We start from the raw sequence: 17,602 nt of genomic DNA on the forward strand, positions 1-17,602 counted from the left end.
CGGTGGGTACCCGCATGCAGAGTCTCAGAGGTGGCTGGACCTGCTTCCGTTCCCGCGTTTGCGATCAACTGATCTGCGAAAAAACGGTGTTGGAGGACGGAGGTGCGGCCGAATGAAGACTTCCCGGCCTGTCGGGTTCGGCGGAACAGGGAGAAGGGGCCTTCTCCCAGGATGTTCCGTCGATGCAGTGGCGCTGGTGCATGGCTCCAGTCTGTTATCGCGCGCCGCCCTCATGGTCAACGATCGCGGAGCCGCGTCGAGTGTTGTCCCGAGTACGGAAGCGTGGATAGGCCCTGGCTACGCCATCCGCCGGAGCTGGTGCGACGAAGGCGAACGCCATGACCAGGTGCCGGGGGTCGACCGTCCCGTCGGTAGAAAGACAGGCCTCGTCCTCGATCACCGGGTACAGGACGACGGCCCCTCTACGATCGCGGACCAAGGACTCAACGACGTCGTTGCCGAAGCCCGCCACGCCGGCTACGCGCTGCGCGGCGCTGCGGTGTTGCGGTTCGCTGATCGCGCCGAAGAAGTCACCTCCGCCGCGTCGGGTACGGCGGGCTATGGACAGGGGCCGTGAGCCGAAAACGGTCCCTTCTCTGCGGCGGTCGGATGTCTGCTGCGGTGCAATGATCAGCCAGTCGTCGATTGTGGCGGGCGCGTCTCCTGCGCCCAACAACGCTCGAAGATGCGGGGAGAACTGATCTGGTTCCAGCCAGCGCAGATCACACAGGATTCTGAGCAGGTCGTTGTGCCGGAGGGTTCCCAAGAGGGCTTGGTAGGTATCGACGCGGCTGGTCTTCTCCAGCGTGCAGCTCAGGGTCACCGGCTCGCCGTCGAGCGTCCTCAAGGCGGGCAGCCATGTCTCCGTATTGGCGCCGAGGTCTGCCGGATCTTTCGGATACGCCGTGGGTTCCACCCATGTGCCGTGGGATCGGAATTCGTCCAGCACCGCGTTGAACATCTTGCCTCGCGCCGACGGCTTTACCCACGGGAGGTGTTGGGCGACCAGGGGTGGGATCTGGGATGGGGTGACCTGGGGGCGGCCGTCCACCAAGGGGGCGTAGCGGGCCAGTTCGGCGCGGAAGAGTTCCTCGTCGCGGCAGATCGCTTCGAAGGCTTCGTAGAGGTCGACCGTCTTGGCGGTGCGGCCCCGGCCCAGGGATTCCTCGCGGCCGATGTAGAGACGCACCAGGTCCCGATACCCGGGGCGGAAGCCGAACCAGCGGCCCATCTGCATGAGGGTGTCGGCCTGTTGGGTCGTGCGGCGGTAGTACGTGATCGTCAGGCCCTCGACCGTGAAGCCACGGGAGAGTTTCGTGCCGCCGACGAGGATCTTCCAGACGTTCGGGGTGCGGTCGAAGTCCAGGTCGGGCTGGGCGTAGTCGCGTTCGCTGTCACCGTTGACGACGATCACCGGGGAGCCGCCCGTGTTGATGAGCTGGCGGGCTCGGGAGACGTACGGCTTCAGGTCCGCGTACGTCGCCGGGTTGGGCAGCGTTCCGTCCGCGTAGGTGTGGAAGTCCTTGTCGAAGAGTGACGAGAGGCGGGCGTGGCCCGCGGTGCCCGTGTACGCGGCGTTGTGCCACATCGTGCTGATGCGCAGGGCGAGGGCCGCGTGCTCGGCCATCCGGACCGACTCGTGGACGAGCATCGTGTGGTGGCGGAAGCCGTCTTCCGGTATGCCGTGGGCCGCGCGATAGAGCTTCAGGGCTCCCGTGAGGACGAAGGCGTCCATCGCTTCCTGGAGGCGGTCGCCCGTGGAGTCGTAGACGCCGCGGACGTGCGCCGCCTCGGCCGGTCCCGCGCCCGCTTCGGTCTCGTCGTCGTCCACGGCGTCCAGGTCGTGGAAGTCCTGGACGCCCATGTAGCCGGTCGGGCGAGGGAGGGAGATCAGGAAGTCGCGCGGGAAGATGTCCTCCTCGTCGCCCGGATCGACGAAGACGTTGGCGAACGGCGTCGCCGTGTAGCCGACGTACTGGGCGCGGGGCAGGAGCCGCAGCAGCGCGCTGATCTGGCCGTTGATGGCCGTGCGGGTGACCTTGCCCGCCTCCCACTTCTTCGGGTCCGTCGTGTTGACCGAGGCCTGGTCCGACTCGTCGTCGATGATCAGGGCTGGGATCTCGCCGAGGATCGGGCCTATCTTCTTGAGGTCCTTGACCAGCTTCTCCAACACCGACTTGTTCTTCTTCACGACCATGACGCGGGCGCGGGACGCGTGCAGGTTCGCCGGGTCGTGGAGCGGGCGCGAGCGGTCGGGCTTCTCGAACTCCAGGGCGCTGATGCCGCGTTCAAGAGACATGTAGTCCTTGTCGCGGGACGTGAGGCGTTCGATGTCGAAGGCGCCGAGGGTGGAGGGGCGGGCGCCGAACGAGACGAACTTGGCGGGCCAGTCCTCGTCGTCCTGGTAGTCGATGTCGACGAGCGCGTCCGGGTCGTTCGGGTCGGCCGCGCCCAGGATGTTCTCTTGGCCGATCAGCTCCATGTCGAGGCGGCGCTGGGTCTGGCCGCGTAGGAGGTTGAGGGTGCCGCCCAGGACGATCACGAGGCGGTAGCCAGCGTCGATCGCCTTCGCCGTCACACCGGTGAAGTTGGCGGTCTTTCCCGACTGTACGTAGCCGACCACCAGGCCGCGCGCGCCGTACGCGTCCTCGCGGCTCGGGCAGGCCAGACGCTCGACGACCGCGTGGGCGGCCTCGTCGAGGCCGGAGACCGCGGCGTCGGACCAGCCCTTGCGGCGGAGCAGGTTCTCGTACGACTTCCAGTAGAAGGAGCGGTTCGCGGCCAGCTCCCGCGTGTACCAGGGCTCGTACTCCCGGCTGATGGTGACGGGGCCCGGCTCCTTGTGGACGGGCACGGCCGCGTCGAGCGCCTTGCGCAGGTCGCCGCCGAAGGCGAGCTTGTCGTGGACGGCCGCTCGGCGTTCGTCGGTGCGCGGCGCGGTGTCGGTCCACGGCGGAGCGGCGGCCGCGTCCCATTCGGTGAGCTGCCTGCTCCACACGGTGAGCAGTTCGTCGCCGGGGCCCGCGTGCGCGATGCGGTCGCGGAAGTGCGACAGGTCGGTGTCGGCCGGTTCGTCGGCGTCGGCGAGGACGAAGGCCAGCTTGGCGAAGTGCTTGGGGCCCCGGCGGCTCATCGCGGCCAGCACCTCCCCGTGCAGGTCGGCGAGGTGGTCGGGGGCGGAGGTGTTCTCGACAGTCACGTGTTCGGTGTTCTCTCGGAGTTCTCTTCGTGAGGGCACGGCAGGGCACAGCAGGGCACGGCGAGGTGGGGTGACTAGACGTCGGCGCGATCGAGTTCCGCGCGGGCCGCCGCGACGAGGACGCTGTTCCACAGCGCGACCTTGTCGGTCTGGTTCGCGGAGGTCCGCTCCTTCTGGAAGATCTCGTTGAGCATCAGGTAGAGGAGGCTCTTGAGGACCGGGGCGTCGTTCGAGCCGACCTTGCGGCCCACGGTGAAGGCGTGCCGGTAGTCCTTGTTGAGGACGATGCGGCGGTCCTTGTGGTCGACCGTGAAGAGCAGGTCGTCGGAGTTCGCGCCCATCGGCACGTCCAGCTTCGCCCACGCGAAGGTGATTGGCTCCTCGCCCTCCAACTGCGGCAGTTCGTCCCGCAGCGTGCGCTTCAGCTTCGGGTCGATGCCCTTTCCTGGCGGGATGACGTCCTTGCGCCTGACCTCCGTGCGCCGGCGGGCCGCCTCACGGTAGGTGGCCTCCGCCTCCTGGACGTAGGCCGCGAAGGTGTGGCCGGTCGCCGGGTCCGTCGCCTTCTCCAGGCCGCGGGCGAAGGCCGGGGTGACCTGGACGCCGTCCTTCTTGACGGTGAGGGCGAAGACGTCGTTCGGTTCCGCGGGGAGGTCCACGGCGATGCGGGCCAGGGCGAGGTGGCCCTCCGCGCTGCGCGTGTCGTTCCAGCCGCCCGCCTGGACGAGCCGGTCGTTGCGGTAGAGGTAGAAGCCCTGGCGTTCGGCGAGCGGGCCGATGCCGCGGTAGGCGACGAGCGGGGACTTCGGGGACCAGATGTGCGCGGTGAGCGCCACGTCGCCGACGCCCTCGACCGGCGCCGTGTACGTACGGGGGAAACCCGCGCGGCCCGGAACGCGGTAGCCGAACGGGTCGATGGGCTCCACGCCCCGGTGGTCCAGCTCCTCCCGCGTGTGGACGTCCTCGACCACGATGTCGATGTGGAAGCCCTCGCGGGCCAGGAAGCGGTGGAGGTAGAGACCGAGGTGGGTCTCCAGGCGCTCGATCGCGTCGTTCAGGTAGCGGTCGGTCTGCCCGTCGGTGATGGTCTCGAAGGCGCGCACCCGGTCCCAGCGCACGATCGTGCCGTGCCAGCCGATGATCCCGTCGTAGCGGTCCACGAGGCTCTGGCAGTACGCCGGGTCGACGATGTCGCAGCTGAAGTCGGCCCGCGCGCTGGCGGTGAGCCAGCGGCGGCCCGTCGAGGGGCTGCGCTTGGTGCGGCTGATGACGGTGAGCGCGTCGGCGTGCGACAGCGAGGCGGCCTTGAGGCCGGCGCCGAAGTGGCCGAGGGCCCCGGCCGCGTAGGTCTCGCGGCCGCCGACGGTCATCGCGGTGTCCAGGTCCGCGTCGTCCATGCCCGTGCCGTCGTCGATGACGAGGAGCCCGACGAGCCGGTCACGGCCGCCGCGCTCGCCCGTGTCCCGCAGGAAGCTCACGACGACGTTCCGCGCTCCGGCGTCGATCGAGTTGTCGATCAGGTCGGCGATGGCGGCCTCGAAGCCGTAGCCCTGATGTGCGAGGGACTCGAACGACCGGGCGGCCGGTGGAAGCCGCTTGCTTCCACTCGTGGGTATGTCGAACTGCCAGTCCGTGGACGGCTGATAGGGCGGCATGCAGTTTTCCTCGTGCGGGCGGGGCATCTCCGGCTTGCACGGACATGCCAGTTCAGCTGGTCAATTCTGCCGCTAATGTGCACGAGTTGTGAAGAGAAGTGGTTCCCGGAATGTGTGGGGCGAAAGTCCCAGATGTGTAACGCCGCCCCGGGAAGGGGCGGGGCGGGGCCTCAGGCGGTGCTGTGGTCGCCTCTTGTCTCCGTGATCGTCCGCGCCACGTCCACCGGATCCTCGTGCTCCCAGAACCGCAACACCGTCCACCCCGCCTCCTCCAGGTGGTGCGTGGTTTCCAGGTCGCGGGACATGTTTTTGTCGAGTTTGGTGCGCCACCACTCGGCGTTGGACTTCGGCTTCGTCGCGTGTTTCGGGCAGCCGTGCCAGAAGCAGCCGTCCATGAAGACGGCGATCTTGTCCTTGCCGAAGGTGATGTCGATGGTGCGCCGCGGCATGCCGGGGACCGGGACGTTCAGGCGGTAGCGCAGGCCCGCGGCGTGCAGGAGGCGGCGGACCGCGACCTCGGGGGCGGTGTCGCGGGAGCCCTGGCGGCTCATGCGTGCCGAGACGGCGGCGCTGGACGGGATGGGGTGGGGCATGGGGGCGGCTGTCTCCTCAGCGGCGGTGCCGTTCAGCGGCCGGTGCCGTGGCACGTCCCGTACGTGTTGCCCGACCCGCACCAGCACTCCGCCCCACTTGCCGGAGGCCACGCCGTCGCCAGGCCGCGCGCCGCCAGCGTCGTCGCGTACTGCGGGAGCAGCGACGCTTCGTTCGGGGAGGACGCCTCCGAGGCGGCGAACGCTTCGTAGGACGGGACCGTGCCCGTGACGATGCCGAGGTTCTGCGTGCCGGACGCCGCCAGTTCCCGCAGGGACGTCTCCGTCGACGTCAAGTGGGACTCGTAGGAGGGGTATTCGGCGGACAGGGCCGGGTACGCCGCGAGGAGTTCCGTGTACTCGGATGCCGGCCAGTGCAGGACCGCCACCGGGAAGGGGCGGGAGAGGGCCTCCCTGTACGTGCCCAACTCCGCGCGGAGGCGGGAGATCTCGGCCTGGAGTTCCGCCGGGTTCTCGGAGCCGAGCGCCCAGGTGCGCTTCGGGTCGTGGAGTTCGTCGAGGGAGACCGACGTGCGGTTGGCCTGGTCGGCCAGGGCGTCCCACGTGTCGTGCTCCATCCCGAGCATGCGGCGCACGCGGTGGCGGCCGAGGAGCAAGGGGTGCTTCGCCAGCGGGACCCCCGCCTCCTGCTCCGACGCCGGGACCAGGAGTTCGAGGCCCTCCGTGAACGTCTCGTGGGCCTGTTCCAGCTCGTCGTGGGCTTCGAGGGACTCCGCCACGATCACCCACGGCGCCGGGTCGCGCGGGGCCGCCGTGCGGACACCCGTGATGATCGCCCGTGCCTCCGCCTCGTGGCCGTACTCCCACAGGTTCGCCGCCTTGAGCGCGCGGATCAGGGCGGGCGACTGGGGCGACTCGGCGGACAGCAGGTTGTCGTAGAGAGTCGTCGCGCGGTCGCGGGACTCGGCCAGTTCGTAATGGGCCGCGGCCTGGAGGAGCAGGTGCTCCGCGTCCTCCGGATACATCGCCGCCGTGCGCTCCAGGCGCTCGGCTTCCGCGACGTGGTTCGCGCGGTCGGCCTCGGCGGCCTCCGCGTTCTCGGCGTTCTCGGCGGGCGTGGCAGGGGTGTCGGGGCGCATGGTGGACACCGTACTGCCGGAACCTTGCGCGGGGACCCGCCCGATCGGGTCGCGGACACCCGGGCGCACGCCCGAGCGCACGTCCGCAGCCCCACACCACCTCGGCCCGCCTCATCCCACCCCGCTCTGCCTCTGGTGACTTCGCGCCCCGCGATCTATCTTGCGCGCGTGCTGTCGCAGCGTCTGCGTACCGACCGGCCCGCCGTCGTGGCTCAAGGAGCCTCGCGGCGGTCCTCCGTGCGGCGCGTGCTGTGGAACGGGGCCGAGGCCGCCGTCACCCTCGGCGTCGTCGTACTGCTGCTCGTCGTGCATCAGCTGTGGTGGACCAACCGGGAGGCCAGGGCCGGCGCCGACCGGCAGGTGCAGGCGCTCGAACACCAGTGGGGGGACGGCCCGGACACAGGGGCCACCGGATCCACGGGGGCCGGCGGATCCGGCGAGGACGCCGAACCCGCCGCCGGTACCGCCGACCCCACCGACGCCCCCTCCACCACCCGCCCCGCCAAACCCGCCCCCCAGCCCGACTGGGACCAGGCCTACGCCATCCTCGGCATCCCCCGCCTCGGCCTGCGCGCCCCCGTGGCCCAGGGCATCAGCAAGTCCGCCGTCCTCAATCAGGGCTACGTGGGCCACTACCCGGACACCGCCCAGCCCGGCCGCCCCGGGAACTTCGCGCTGGCCGGACACCGGAACACGCACGGCGAACCGTTCCGGTACATCAACCGGCTGCGCCGCGGTGACACCCTCACGGTGCGGACGAAGTCCGCCTCGTACACGTACGTCGTCGACAAGACGCTCGCGCAGACGTCGGCCGCCGACGGAGGCGTGATCAACCCCGTGCCGCGGAGCCGCGTCGTGCCGGGCGCCGGGTACGGCGAGCCCGGGTACTACATCACCCTCACCACCTGTACGCCCGAATTCACGTCCAAGTACCGGCTCGTGGTGTGGGGGAAGCTCACCGCCATGCGTCCCCGGTAGCGCCCGACACCCCCGTTAAGCTGCCGTTTCGTGATCAAACGGCCCCATCTGCTCTGGCTCCTCGTCCCCTTCGTGCTCTACATCGGCGCGCTGCCCTTCGTGAACCGCGTCGAACCCGTCGTGTTCGGGCTGCCGTTCCTGTTCGTGTGGCTGTTGGGGGCCACGCTGGTGACGCCCGTCGCCGCCTGGCTGACCTGGCGCGGCGACCAGCGGCTCAAGGGGGCCCGCGATGAGTGACGCCGCCGTCGCCACCACCCTGTTCGGCGTCTTCATGGTCGCCACCGTCGCGCTCGGACTGCTCGCCGTACGCGGCAGGGGCAGCGGCGGCGGGCTCGCGGAGTGGTCCGTGGGCGGGCGGTCGCTGGGCGCCGTGTTCGTCTGGGTGCTGATGGCCGGGGAGGGGTACACCAGCTTCTCGTACCTCGGCGCCGCCGGCTGGGGGTACAACTACGGCGCCCCCGTCCTGTACGTCGTCGCCTACATGTCGTGCGGGTACGCCATCGGCTACGTCGTGGGGCCGCTGCTCTGGTCGTACGCCCGGCAGCACGGGCTCGTCAGCATCACGGACATGGTGGCCCACCGGTACCGCAGGCCCTGGCTCGGCGCCGCGGTCGCCATCCTCGTCACCGTCTTCCTGCTCCCGTACATCCAGTTGCAGATCACGGGCATGGGCGTCGTCGTCTCGACGATCTCCTACGGTGCCGTCAGCCTCAACTGGGCCTACTTCGTCGGCTTCGCCGTCACCACCCTCTTCGTCGTGGTGAGCGGACTGCGCGGCAGCGCGTGGGTGTCCGTGATGAAGGACCTGCTCGTCATCGTCACCCTCGCCTTTCTCGCCTTCTACGTGCCGCTGCACTACTTCGACGGCTACGGGGCGTTCCTCGACCGGCTCGTCGAGGAGAAGAGCGCCTGGCTGACCCTGCCCGGCAGCGGTGGGTCGCCCTACGGCGAAGGCTGGTTCGCCACCACGACCTTCCTGAACGCGCTCACCGTCGTCATCTTCCCGACCACCGTCGCCGGGTACCTCGGCGCCCGCAGCGCCGACGCGCTGCGGCGCAACGCCATGTGGCTGCCCGCCTACAACGTGCTGCTGTTCGTGCCGATGCTGCTCGGGATGGCGGCCCTGTTCGTCGTGCCGGGGCTCACCGGGGCCGATTCGAACCTGGCGCTGTTCAAGCTCGTCGTCGATTCGCTCCCCGCGTGGGTCGTCGGGATCGTCGGGGTCGCGGCCGCGCTGTCGTCGATCGTGCCGATGGCCGTGTTCATGCTGGTCATCGGGACGATGTGGGGGAGCAGTGTCATGTCGCTCGTGCCGCGGTGGCGGGGATCCTCGGAGGGTGCGTCGCGGGCGCAGAAGGCCGGGTCGCAGGTCGTGGTCGTCGTGGCCGGCTCGCTCGCCCTCGTCCTCACGTACGCCGCGCCCAACACCCTCGTACGGCTCTCCCTCATCTCGTACGAGGGGATGGCGCAGCTCGTCCCGATGCTGCTCGTCGGCCTGGTGTGGCGACGGCTGAGCCTCGTGGGGGCGTTGAGCGGGCTTGTGGTGGGAGTGGGCGTCGTGTGCGGGCTCGTGTTCACCGGGCGCGATCCCGTGTTCGGGGTGAACGCCGGGATCGTCGCGCTCGCCGCCAATCTCGTCGTGACGCTGGCCGTGACGTACGCGCGTCCCGCCGACCGCGACGAGCGGCCGGACGAGGTCGTGCTCGCGCGGGACCCGGTCGGCGACCCGCGCGCGGACGACCAGGCCTCCGCTCCCGCGGTGTGAGCAGCAGCCTGTATAACTGGCAGGAAGCCACAGAGGGCTGAGAAGCAGGAGCGGGAGAGGAGGCAGGCGCATGGCACGCACGTCCAGCGGGCCCGTACTGCTGCGGCCCGTCGCCCTGCTGCTCTTCGTCCTCCTCGGCTCCGCGCTCGTCGACACCGGCAGCCTCGTCGGCGCCGTCGCGCTCGCCGCGACCGCCGCCGCGGGCTCCGCGCTCGCCGCCAGCGCCGTGCTGGCCGCGCGCTCCGCGCCCGCCGTGGCGCCGACCCGTGTGCGCACCGCCATCCGCGACCGCGAGCGGCGCACCGCGTTCCTGCCGCAGCGCGATCCCGACGCCTCAGGGCGTCCCAGGCCCCGAGCACCCGGCCGTCCCGTCCCGACGGCCTGCTGAACCCTCCCCGGTTCGTAGTCCGTCACGCCGACACACCTCTTCTTGATGTCAGGCACGACGAGACCCCCGGAGGGCTCACCCATGTCGTCGTTCATGTCCGTTTTCGCCGGTCTGGTCGAGCACATCGCCGACCTGCTCCAGCCGTTTCTGAACGCCTCGGCCACGGCCGCGGCGATCGTCCTGTTCACCGCGTTCGTACGTCTCCTCGTCCACCCCCTGTCGCGGGCGGCGGCGCGCGGGCAGCGCGAGCGCGCCAAGCTCCAGCCGCGCATCGCCGAACTGCGCAAGAAGCACAAGAAGAACCCCGAGGCGATGCAGAAGGCGATCATGGAGCTGCACCGCGAGGAGAAGGTCTCCCCGCTGACCGGCTGCCTGCCGATGCTCTGCCAGATGCCGGCGTTCTTCCTGCTCTACCACCTGTTCTCCAACCGCAGCATCGGCGGTGAGCCCAACGCCCTGCTCGGTCACACCCTCGGCGGGGCCCCGCTCGGCGGCCGGTTCCACGACGCGCTCGCGCACGGCGGGCTCTTCGGGGACCAGGGGCTGGTCTACGTGGCGCTGTTCGCGCTCGTCGCCGCCGTGGCGACCTTCAACTATCGGCGGACCAAGCGGCAGATGGCGCAGGCCCCGAAGCCCGACGGGGAGCAGCCGCAGATCCCCGGCATGGCGGCGATGGGCAAGTACATGCCGCTGATGTCGTTCTTCACCCTGTTCACGGTGGCCTTCGTGCCGCTGGCCGCCGCGCTGTACGTCGTCACGTCGACGACGTGGAGCTCGATCGAGCGGGCCGTGCTCTACCGGGACATGCCGTACGCCGCCGGGCAGGCCGCGCCCGCACTCTGAGCAGCGGTCCGGGTCCAGTCCGTGAACGGGGTATTGCGGACTGGACGTTCTCCTTGGAGGATCGACCAGTCCTCCGATGGCTGCACGCCGCACCGGGCCGTGGAGGCTCCTCCTACTGCAGAGGGAGTTACACCATGAAGCTGCTGCGAGTCGGTCCCGCCGGAGCCGAGCGCCCCGCGCTGCTCGACGCCGAGGGAACCCTGCGCGACCTGTCGGAACTCGTCACGGACGTCGACGGGGCGCTGCTCGCGGACGACGCCGCGATCGAGCGCGTACGGACCGCGGCCGCGTCCGGGGAGCTCCCCGTGCTCGACGCGGCGGGGCTGCGCATCGGCCCGCCGGTGGCCCGGATCGGCAAGGTCGTGTGCATCGGGCTGAACTACCACGACCACGCGGCGGAGACCGGCGCCGAGCCGCCCGCCGAGCCGGTCGTGTTCTTCAAGGCGGCCGACACGGTCGTCGGGCCCGACGACACGGTGCTCGTGCCGCGCGGCTCGGTGAAGACCGACTGGGAGGTGGAGCTGGCCGTCGTCATCGGGCGCACGGCCCGCTACGTCGAGTCCCACGAGGAGGCGCTGCGCTGCGTCGCCGGGTACGCGGTCGCGCACGACGTGTCCGAGCGCGAGTTCCAGATCGAGCGCGGCGGCACCTGGGACAAGGGCAAGAACTGCGAGACGTTCAACCCGCTCGGCCCGTGGCTGGTCACCGCCGACGAGGTGGCGGACCCGCAGGCGCTCGGCCTCAAGCTGTGGGTGAACGGGGAGCTGAAGCAGGACGGCAGCACGGCCGACCAGATCTTCCCGGTCGCCGAGGTCGTCCGCTACGTGAGCCGGTTCATGACGCTGTACCCCGGTGACGTCATCAACACCGGTACGCCCGCGGGTGTCGCCATGGGGCAGCCCGAGCCGAAGCCGTATCTGCGGGCCGGCGACGTGGTGGAGCTGGAGATCGACGGGCTCGGCCGGCAGCGGCAGGAGCTCAAGGGGGCGTAGGCGCTCCCCGCGCGCCGAGGGCGCCAGGTCGTGGGCACCCCCGATCGGGGTGCCCTCGGCCTCGCGGGGCGCGTGTCTGCCGGGAGCCGCGGAAAAGTCTTCTCATAGTGCCACTATGGGTACTTTTCGCACCGCTCTGTCCGCGTCCCGGCTCCCGGTCGGGGCGCTCGCCTCCGCGATCCTCGTCGTGGGGGCCGCCGCCGGACCCGTGTACGCCGAACCGCTGCCGGGTGGCCTCGGGCCCTGCCTGGGGAGCAACTGCCCCGACACGTATCCCGATCCGAACAATGGCGCCCCGGCCGGCCGGGACAACAACATCAACGTCTTCGTCGGCGGCGACTTCCGCGTCCGTGGGAGCGCCGCCGAGGCCGAGGGCAAGGTCGTCACCCTCGGCGACTTCGACCAGGACAAGGACCCCGGCGTCTCACAGATCTACAACGTGGGCGTCGCGGGCGTCGGCTCGCGCGTGCCGCCGGACGACGGCACCGACTTCCTCACCACCGGCGGCGACCTCTCCGTCGCGGCGGGGGAGCGGGTCGCCGTCGAGGACGCCTCGGTGTCCGGGGTCGCACGCTACGCGGCCGCGCTCGACGGCACCGTCGAGTCGAAGTCCGTCCACGATCCCGACGCCGCGGCCCCGTACAAGGACCTGCGCAAGCAGCTCACCGACGCCAGCCAGTGCTACGCGTACGAGAACGGCATGCGCCGCACCCCGACCGGCACCGCCGCCACCGACGGGCAGACCACCGTCTTCACCGGCGACGGCAGCTCCCCGCTCCAGATCTTCGACATCGACTTCGACGTGGCGGCCATGGGCGGCGGCATGGGCGGCTTCCGGTTCGACAACATCCCGGCCGGGGCCACCGTCCTCGTCAACGCCTACGGCGACGCACGGAAGATCAACACGTACGAGAACCTGCTCCCGGCGGAGCTGCGGGAGCGGCTGCTGTGGAACTTCCCGGACGCGAGCAGCGTGGAGTTCGCGGGCGGCACCCAGTTCTCCGGCAGCGCGCTGGTCGGCAACCCGTCGAGCACGACGACGATGACCATGTCCGGGTTCAACGGCCGCTTCTACACGGCGGGTTCGCTGACCCACACCTCGGCGGCGGGCGGCGGCGGGGGCCAGGAGATCCACGCCTACCCGTTCACGGGCGACCTGCCGAAGTGCGGATCGAACGAATCGGTGTCCCCGCCCCCGGACCCGGACCCGAACCCGGAGACCACCACTCCCACGCCGACGCCCACGGACACCACCACGCCCACGCCGACCCCCAGCGACACCGGCCTCACCCCCACGCCCACGCCGAGCGACACCACCGCGACCCCCACCCCCTCCGATTCCACCCCGGCACCGCCCACCGGCGGCGGTGACAACGGCGGCACCACAGGGGGAACAGGAGACACGGGCGGTACAGGCGGCACGGGTGGCGGCGGGGGCCACCTCGCCGACACCGGCGCGTCCTCCGAGGGCGCCGCCGTGCTCGGCTCGATCGCGGCGATCACCGCGGCGACGGGCGCGGGCGCCGTCTACCTGACGCGCAGGCGGCGGCGGGTCGGCATCCGCGGCTGAACCCGGGGCCCGCGCACCGGCATCGCGGCGCACCGGCATCGTAAAGATTGCGCACCAGCCGTCGCGCCCCGTTGCCCGGTGCGCGACGGGGCGCGCACGCTTCCCTGTGTGACAGCAACCACCCAAGTGCCCATACCCGCAGGGACCTTGCTCCTCGGTTCCATGCTCGACCTGAAGCGCGACGCGCTCGGCACCTTCCTCCGGGCCCGCGAGACCCACGGCGACGTGGTGAAGTTCCTCGCGGGCCCGCCCGGACTGCGCCGCACCATGTACGGGCTGTTTTCCGCTGAGGCCGCGCAGCAGGTCCTCGCCACCGAGTCGGCCAACTTCCGCAAGGACAACCTCTTCTACGAGGAGCTGCGCTCCACCTTCGGCAACGGCCTGCTGACCAGCCAGGACGAGACGTACCTGCGGCAACGGCGGCTCATCCAGCCGCTGTTCACCCCGCGCGGTATCCGCGCCTACGACACCGCCGTCGTGGGCGAGGCGCGGGCCACCGCCGAGGGCTGGCACGGCCGGGACGTCGTGGACGCGGCGGCCGAGATGGAGCACTTCACGCTGCGGGCCGTCGCCCGGATCCTCTTCGGCGCCGACATCGACACCGCCGTGCCCGCCGTCCGCCGCTTCTTCCCCGAGATCAGCGAGACCTCGCTGCGGCGGGCCTACGGCGCGGGCATCGTCGGGCCCGGCTGGCCGACGCCGCGCAACCGCCGCTTCGACTCCGCCTGCACGGAGCTGTACGGGGTGTGCGACAGGCTGATCGCGGAGCGCAGGGCCGCCGAGGAGCCGGGCAGCGACCTGCTCGGGCTGCTGATCAAGGCGCGCACCGAGGACGGCGAGGCGCTCTCGCCGGACGAGATCCGCGACCAGGTGCTGGTCTTCCTGCTCGCGGGGCACGAGACGACGTCGACCTCGCTCACCTTCGCCCTGCACCTGCTGGGCCGGAACCCGGAGGTACAGGCCCGTGCCCGCGAGGAGATCGGCAAGGTCCTCGCCGACGGGCGTCCGCCGCGGGCCGCGGACCTCGACGCCCTGCCGTACACGGAGCGGGTGATCAAGGAGACGATGCGGCTGTACCCGGCCGCCGCCGCGACCGGCCGCCGGGCGGTCGCCGACGCCGAGGTCGACGGCATGCTCGTGCCGGCCGGTTCCGACGTCACGATCTCCGCGTACGTCACCCACCGCGACCCCGCGTACTGGCCGGACCCGATGCGCTTCGACCCGGACCGCTTCCTGCCCGAGGCGGAGAAGGGGCGCCACCGCTACGCCTGGATGCCGTTCGGCGGCGGGCCGCGCGCCTGCATCGGCGCGCAGTTCGCGATGCTCGAATCGGTCCTCGGCCTCGCCGTGCTGCTTCAGTCGTACGAGGTCGAGGCCGTGGACGACCGGGAGCTCGCGACGGCGTTCGGCATCACGATGCGCCCGGCCGAACCGGTGCGGCTGCGGCTCACGCCGCGCTGAACCGCTCCAGCGCCGCCACGACCAGCTTGTGGTCCTCGATCTGCGGCAGTCCCGACACCACCACGGCGCCGACGACTCCCGCTCCCCGTACGGTGATCGGGAAGGCGCCGCCGTGGGCCGCGTACGTGTCCGGGTCGAGGCGCGAGGCGTCCTCGAACGTCGTGCCCTTGGCCCGGAAACGGCTGCCGACCAGGTACGACGAGGCGTGGTAGCGCTCGACGACGCGGCGCTTGCGGGCGATCCACGCGTCGTTGTCGGGCGCGGAGCCCGGCAGCGCCGCGTGGAACAGCTGCTGGCCGCCGCGCGTGATGTCGATCGCGACGGGCGCCTGCCGCTCGCGCGCGAGGTCCACGAGCAGATTCCCGAGGGCCCAGGCGTCGTCGTGGGTGAAGGAGCCGAGCACCAGGCGGCGCTCCTGCTCCTCCAACTCGGGGATCTGCGGGGCGTTTTCGGGGTTGGTCTTCGCGGGGGTCGTCACAGCTTCACCGTCACACCGTCGCGGGCCGAGACGCGGGCCGCCTCCAGGACGTCGAGCGCGGCGGCGGCCTGAGTGGCGGGCACCGGGTTGGGCGCGCCGTCGCGCAGCGCCGCGGCGACGGCGGCGTAGTACGCGGGGTAGTCGCCGTCGACCGTCGCCAGCGGGCGGCCGCCGCCGGTCTGCGGGGACTCGCCGGAGCCGACCCGCCCCCACATCGACTCGGCCTCCACGCCCCACGGCTCACCGGCCTTCGGGCGCTTGCCGTCGCGCAGCGCCGCCTCCTGCGGGTCGAGCCCGTACTTCACGTAGCCCGCCTGCGAGCCGAGGACGCGGAAGCGCGGGCCGAGCTGGGCGGTGGTGGCGGAGACGTACAGGTGGGAGCGGACGCCCTTCGCGTGGGTGATCGCGATGAACGTGTCGTCGTCGGCCTCGGCGCCGGGGCGGCGCACGTCCGACTCGGCGTAGACGGAGACGGCCGGGCCGAACAGGACCAGGGCCTGGTCGACGACGTGGCTGCCGAGGTCGTACAGGAGGCCGCCGATCTCCTCCGGGTCGCCGGACTCGCGCCAGCCGCCCTTGGGCTGGGGGCGCCAGCGCTCGAAGCGGGACTCGAAGCGCCAGACGTCGCCCAACTCGCCGTCGGCGAGCAGCTTCTGGAGGGTCAGGAAGTCGTTGTCCCAGCGGCGGTTCTGGAAGACGGCGAGCAGGACGCCCTGCTTCTCGGCCAGCTCGGCGAGCTCGCGGGCCTCGGCCGCGGTGCCCGCGACCGGCTTGTCGACGACGACCGGGAGGCCCGCGGCGATGGCGGCCTTCGCGAGTGGCACGTGCGTCTTGTTCGGCGACGCGATGACGATCAGGTCGAGCTCGTCCGCGTGCTCCCACAGCTCGTCGGGGGAGGCGACGAAGCGCAGGCCTTCGCCGTGCTCGGCGCGGGCCTGAGCCTGCCGCTCGGGGTTCGAGGTGACGACCGTGTCCAGGGTCAGGCCCTCGGTCGCGGCGATCAGCGGGGCGTGGAAGACGGAGCCCGCCAGGCCGTAGCCGACCAGGCCCACGCGGAGAGCAGCACTCGTACCAGTCATGCCTCCACTTAAGCAACGGTGTTGCCAAAGTGCAAGCGCGGGGGACAATGGGCTGGTGACTGCACACGTGAGGAGGACCATGGCCGCGACGGTGGGCGCCAATCTGAGTGCCCTGCGCGGGCACAACGCGGCGCTCGTGCTCGATCTGCTGCGCGCGGCGGGGGAGGCCGGGATAAGCCGCCTCGAACTCGCCGAGCGCACCGGGCTCACCCCGCAGGCCGTCAGCAAGATCACGGCGCGCCTGCGCGGCGACGGACTCGTGGTCGAGGCCGGCCGCCGGGCCTCCACCGGAGGCAAGCCGCGCACCGTGCTCCGGCTGCTCGCGGGCGCCGGGCACGCGGTCGGCCTGCACCTGGACCGCGACGAGCTGCACACCGTGCTCGCCGACCTGTCCGGCGCCGTCGTCGCGGCCCGGCGGGTCCCGCTCGACCTCGGCGCGGGCGCCGACGCGGTGCTCGGGGCGGCCGCGTGCGAGGTGGACTCGCTGCTCGGGGCGGACGGCGGGAAGACCGTGCTCGGGGTCGGGGTCGCCGTGCCGGGGCCGCTCGACCACGCCGGCGGAGTGCTGCACCGGGTCACCGGGTTTCCGCGGTGGGACGGCTTCCCGCTGCGCGACGCGCTCGCCGAGCGGCTCGGTCTCCCCGTCGTCGTGGACAAGGACACGAACGCGGCGGCGCTCGGCCTCGCACTGGAGGGCGAGGGGGAGCGCTCCTTCGCCTACCTCCATCTCGGTACGGGGCTCGGGGCGGGGCTCGTCCTCGACGGCGCGCTGTACCGCGGGGCGCGGACCGGGGCGGGCGAGTTCGGGCACCAGGTGATCCAGCTGGACGGGCCGCTGTGCGGCTGTGGCAACCGGGGGTGCATCGAGGCGCTCTGCCTCGCGGCGGTGGCCTCCGGCACGGACCGGGGGCTCGACGAGGCGGCGCGGGTGCTCGGGGAGGGGGCGGCGAACCTGGTGAGCCTGCTCGACATCGATGCGGTGGTGCTCGGCGGGCGGACGGTGGCGGGCCACGAGGAGCGCTTTGTACGCGGGGTGGAACAGGTCGTCGCGGCCCGCGCCCGCCGGGAAGGCGGCGGCCCCCCGATCCCGGTGCGGGCGGCCCCCGGCGGCGACACCCAGGCGGTCGAAGGCGCCGCCCACATGATCCTGGCCCCTCTCTTCGGCCGGTCCGCGCCGTAGGGGCTGCGCCGGGGCCGGCGCCCGTCGTCCCTGTTGCGCGGCACCGTGGTGCCGCCTTGCCCACCCTGCCGCCCAAGGCGGCAGATTGCCCAAGGCGAGACGCCATCGGCCGGTGCCGCTCATTCAAGCCCCTGCGGCGATTGAGCAGCGGGGCCCGGGGCGGAGCCCCGAATCTTTTCAGCCCCGCCGGCGATTGAGGCGCGGGGCCGTAACCGCGGTGCGGCAATTCCAGCCCCGCCGGCGATTGAGGCGCGGGGTCCGGGGCGGAGCCCCGAGGCCGTAACCGCGGTGCGGCGTGGGCCGATCGGGGGAACGCCGCGCGTG

The 17,602-nt window shown here is 71.5% G+C and carries 15 protein-coding genes; 9 read left to right on the forward strand and 6 right to left on the reverse strand.

The genetic code is table 11. From position 1 onward, the window contains the following. Nucleotides 1-214: 214 nt before the first annotated feature. The 4 genes from ACY34M_RS00705 to ACY34M_RS00720 form a co-directional block, all read right to left on the reverse strand. Complete coding sequence (locus ACY34M_RS00705; RefSeq protein WP_462719215.1) at nt 215-3,133, reverse strand: Z1 domain-containing protein; 2,919 nt, start codon at nt 3,131-3,133, stop codon at nt 215-217. A 140-nt stretch (nt 3,134-3,273) separates the two neighbouring features. Then, nucleotides 3,274-4,854, reverse strand: coding sequence for an ATP-binding protein (locus tag ACY34M_RS00710; protein WP_462719057.1), 1,581 nt, complete (start codon nt 4,852-4,854; stop codon nt 3,274-3,276). 170 nt (nt 4,855-5,024) lie between these two features. After that, on the reverse strand, nt 5,025-5,447 hold the full coding sequence (locus ACY34M_RS00715) for a very short patch repair endonuclease (protein WP_462719058.1): 423 nt from the start codon (nt 5,445-5,447) through the stop codon (nt 5,025-5,027). Nucleotides 5,448-5,479: 32 nt separating this feature from the next. Continuing rightward, nucleotides 5,480-6,544, reverse strand: coding sequence for an SEC-C domain-containing protein (locus ACY34M_RS00720; protein ID WP_462719059.1), 1,065 nt, complete (start codon nt 6,542-6,544; stop codon nt 5,480-5,482). Nucleotides 6,545-6,712: 168 nt separating this feature from the next. Here ACY34M_RS00720 and ACY34M_RS00725 point away from each other — a divergent pair, with 168 nt between their 5' ends. From ACY34M_RS00725 to ACY34M_RS00760, 8 genes are all read left to right on the forward strand, one after another. Next, complete coding sequence (locus ACY34M_RS00725) at nt 6,713-7,522, forward strand: class E sortase (RefSeq protein ID WP_462719060.1); 810 nt, start codon at nt 6,713-6,715, stop codon at nt 7,520-7,522. A gap of 30 nt (nt 7,523-7,552) precedes the next feature. Beyond that, a complete protein-coding gene (locus ACY34M_RS00730; RefSeq protein WP_462719061.1) occupies nt 7,553-7,759 on the forward strand; it encodes a DUF3311 domain-containing protein in 207 nt (68 codons plus the stop codon). After that, entirely contained in the window at nt 7,752-9,287 is a 1,536-nt protein-coding gene (locus tag ACY34M_RS00735; RefSeq protein ID WP_462719062.1) for a sodium:solute symporter family protein, read from the forward strand. The genes ACY34M_RS00730 and ACY34M_RS00735 overlap by 8 nt, the downstream gene beginning before the upstream one ends. A gap of 70 nt (nt 9,288-9,357) precedes the next feature. Beyond that, nucleotides 9,358-9,675, forward strand: a complete 318-nt coding sequence (locus tag ACY34M_RS00740) for a DUF6412 domain-containing protein (protein ID WP_462719063.1) — start codon at nt 9,358-9,360, stop codon at nt 9,673-9,675. A gap of 81 nt (nt 9,676-9,756) precedes the next feature. After that, on the forward strand, nt 9,757-10,518 hold the full coding sequence (locus ACY34M_RS00745) for a YidC/Oxa1 family membrane protein insertase (RefSeq protein WP_462719064.1): 762 nt from the start codon (nt 9,757-9,759) through the stop codon (nt 10,516-10,518). A gap of 134 nt (nt 10,519-10,652) precedes the next feature. Then, nucleotides 10,653-11,510: a fumarylacetoacetate hydrolase family protein gene (locus ACY34M_RS00750; protein ID WP_462719065.1), complete on the forward strand. Its 858-nt coding sequence runs from the start codon at nt 10,653-10,655 to the stop codon at nt 11,508-11,510. A gap of 115 nt (nt 11,511-11,625) precedes the next feature. Then, nucleotides 11,626-13,080, forward strand: a complete 1,455-nt coding sequence (locus ACY34M_RS00755; protein ID WP_462719066.1) for a choice-of-anchor A family protein — start codon at nt 11,626-11,628, stop codon at nt 13,078-13,080. Nucleotides 13,081-13,188: 108 nt separating this feature from the next. After that, nucleotides 13,189-14,541, forward strand: coding sequence for a cytochrome P450 (locus ACY34M_RS00760; protein ID WP_462719067.1), 1,353 nt, complete (start codon nt 13,189-13,191; stop codon nt 14,539-14,541). On the opposite strand, the gene ACY34M_RS00765 is transcribed toward ACY34M_RS00760, so the two are convergent. After that, the gene (locus tag ACY34M_RS00765) at nt 14,528-15,019 is read right to left on the reverse strand and encodes a heme-degrading domain-containing protein (protein WP_462719068.1); all 492 of its coding nucleotides are present in this window, start codon (nt 15,017-15,019) and stop codon (nt 14,528-14,530) included. The two genes, ACY34M_RS00760 and ACY34M_RS00765, sit on opposite strands and share 14 nt — an antisense overlap. Beyond that, nucleotides 15,016-16,098, reverse strand: coding sequence for a Gfo/Idh/MocA family oxidoreductase (locus ACY34M_RS00770; protein ID WP_462719069.1), 1,083 nt, complete (start codon nt 16,096-16,098; stop codon nt 15,016-15,018). Before ACY34M_RS00770 ends, ACY34M_RS00765 begins: the two co-directional genes overlap by 4 nt. 79 nt (nt 16,099-16,177) lie before the next feature. Between ACY34M_RS00770 and ACY34M_RS00775 the strand changes: the two genes are divergently transcribed. Next, nucleotides 16,178-17,278, forward strand: a complete 1,101-nt coding sequence (locus ACY34M_RS00775) for an ROK family transcriptional regulator (RefSeq protein WP_462719070.1) — start codon at nt 16,178-16,180, stop codon at nt 17,276-17,278. Nucleotides 17,279-17,602 lie beyond the last annotated feature (324 nt).

The sequence above is a fragment of the Streptomyces sp. EDA2-14 genome, assembly GCF_054963755.1.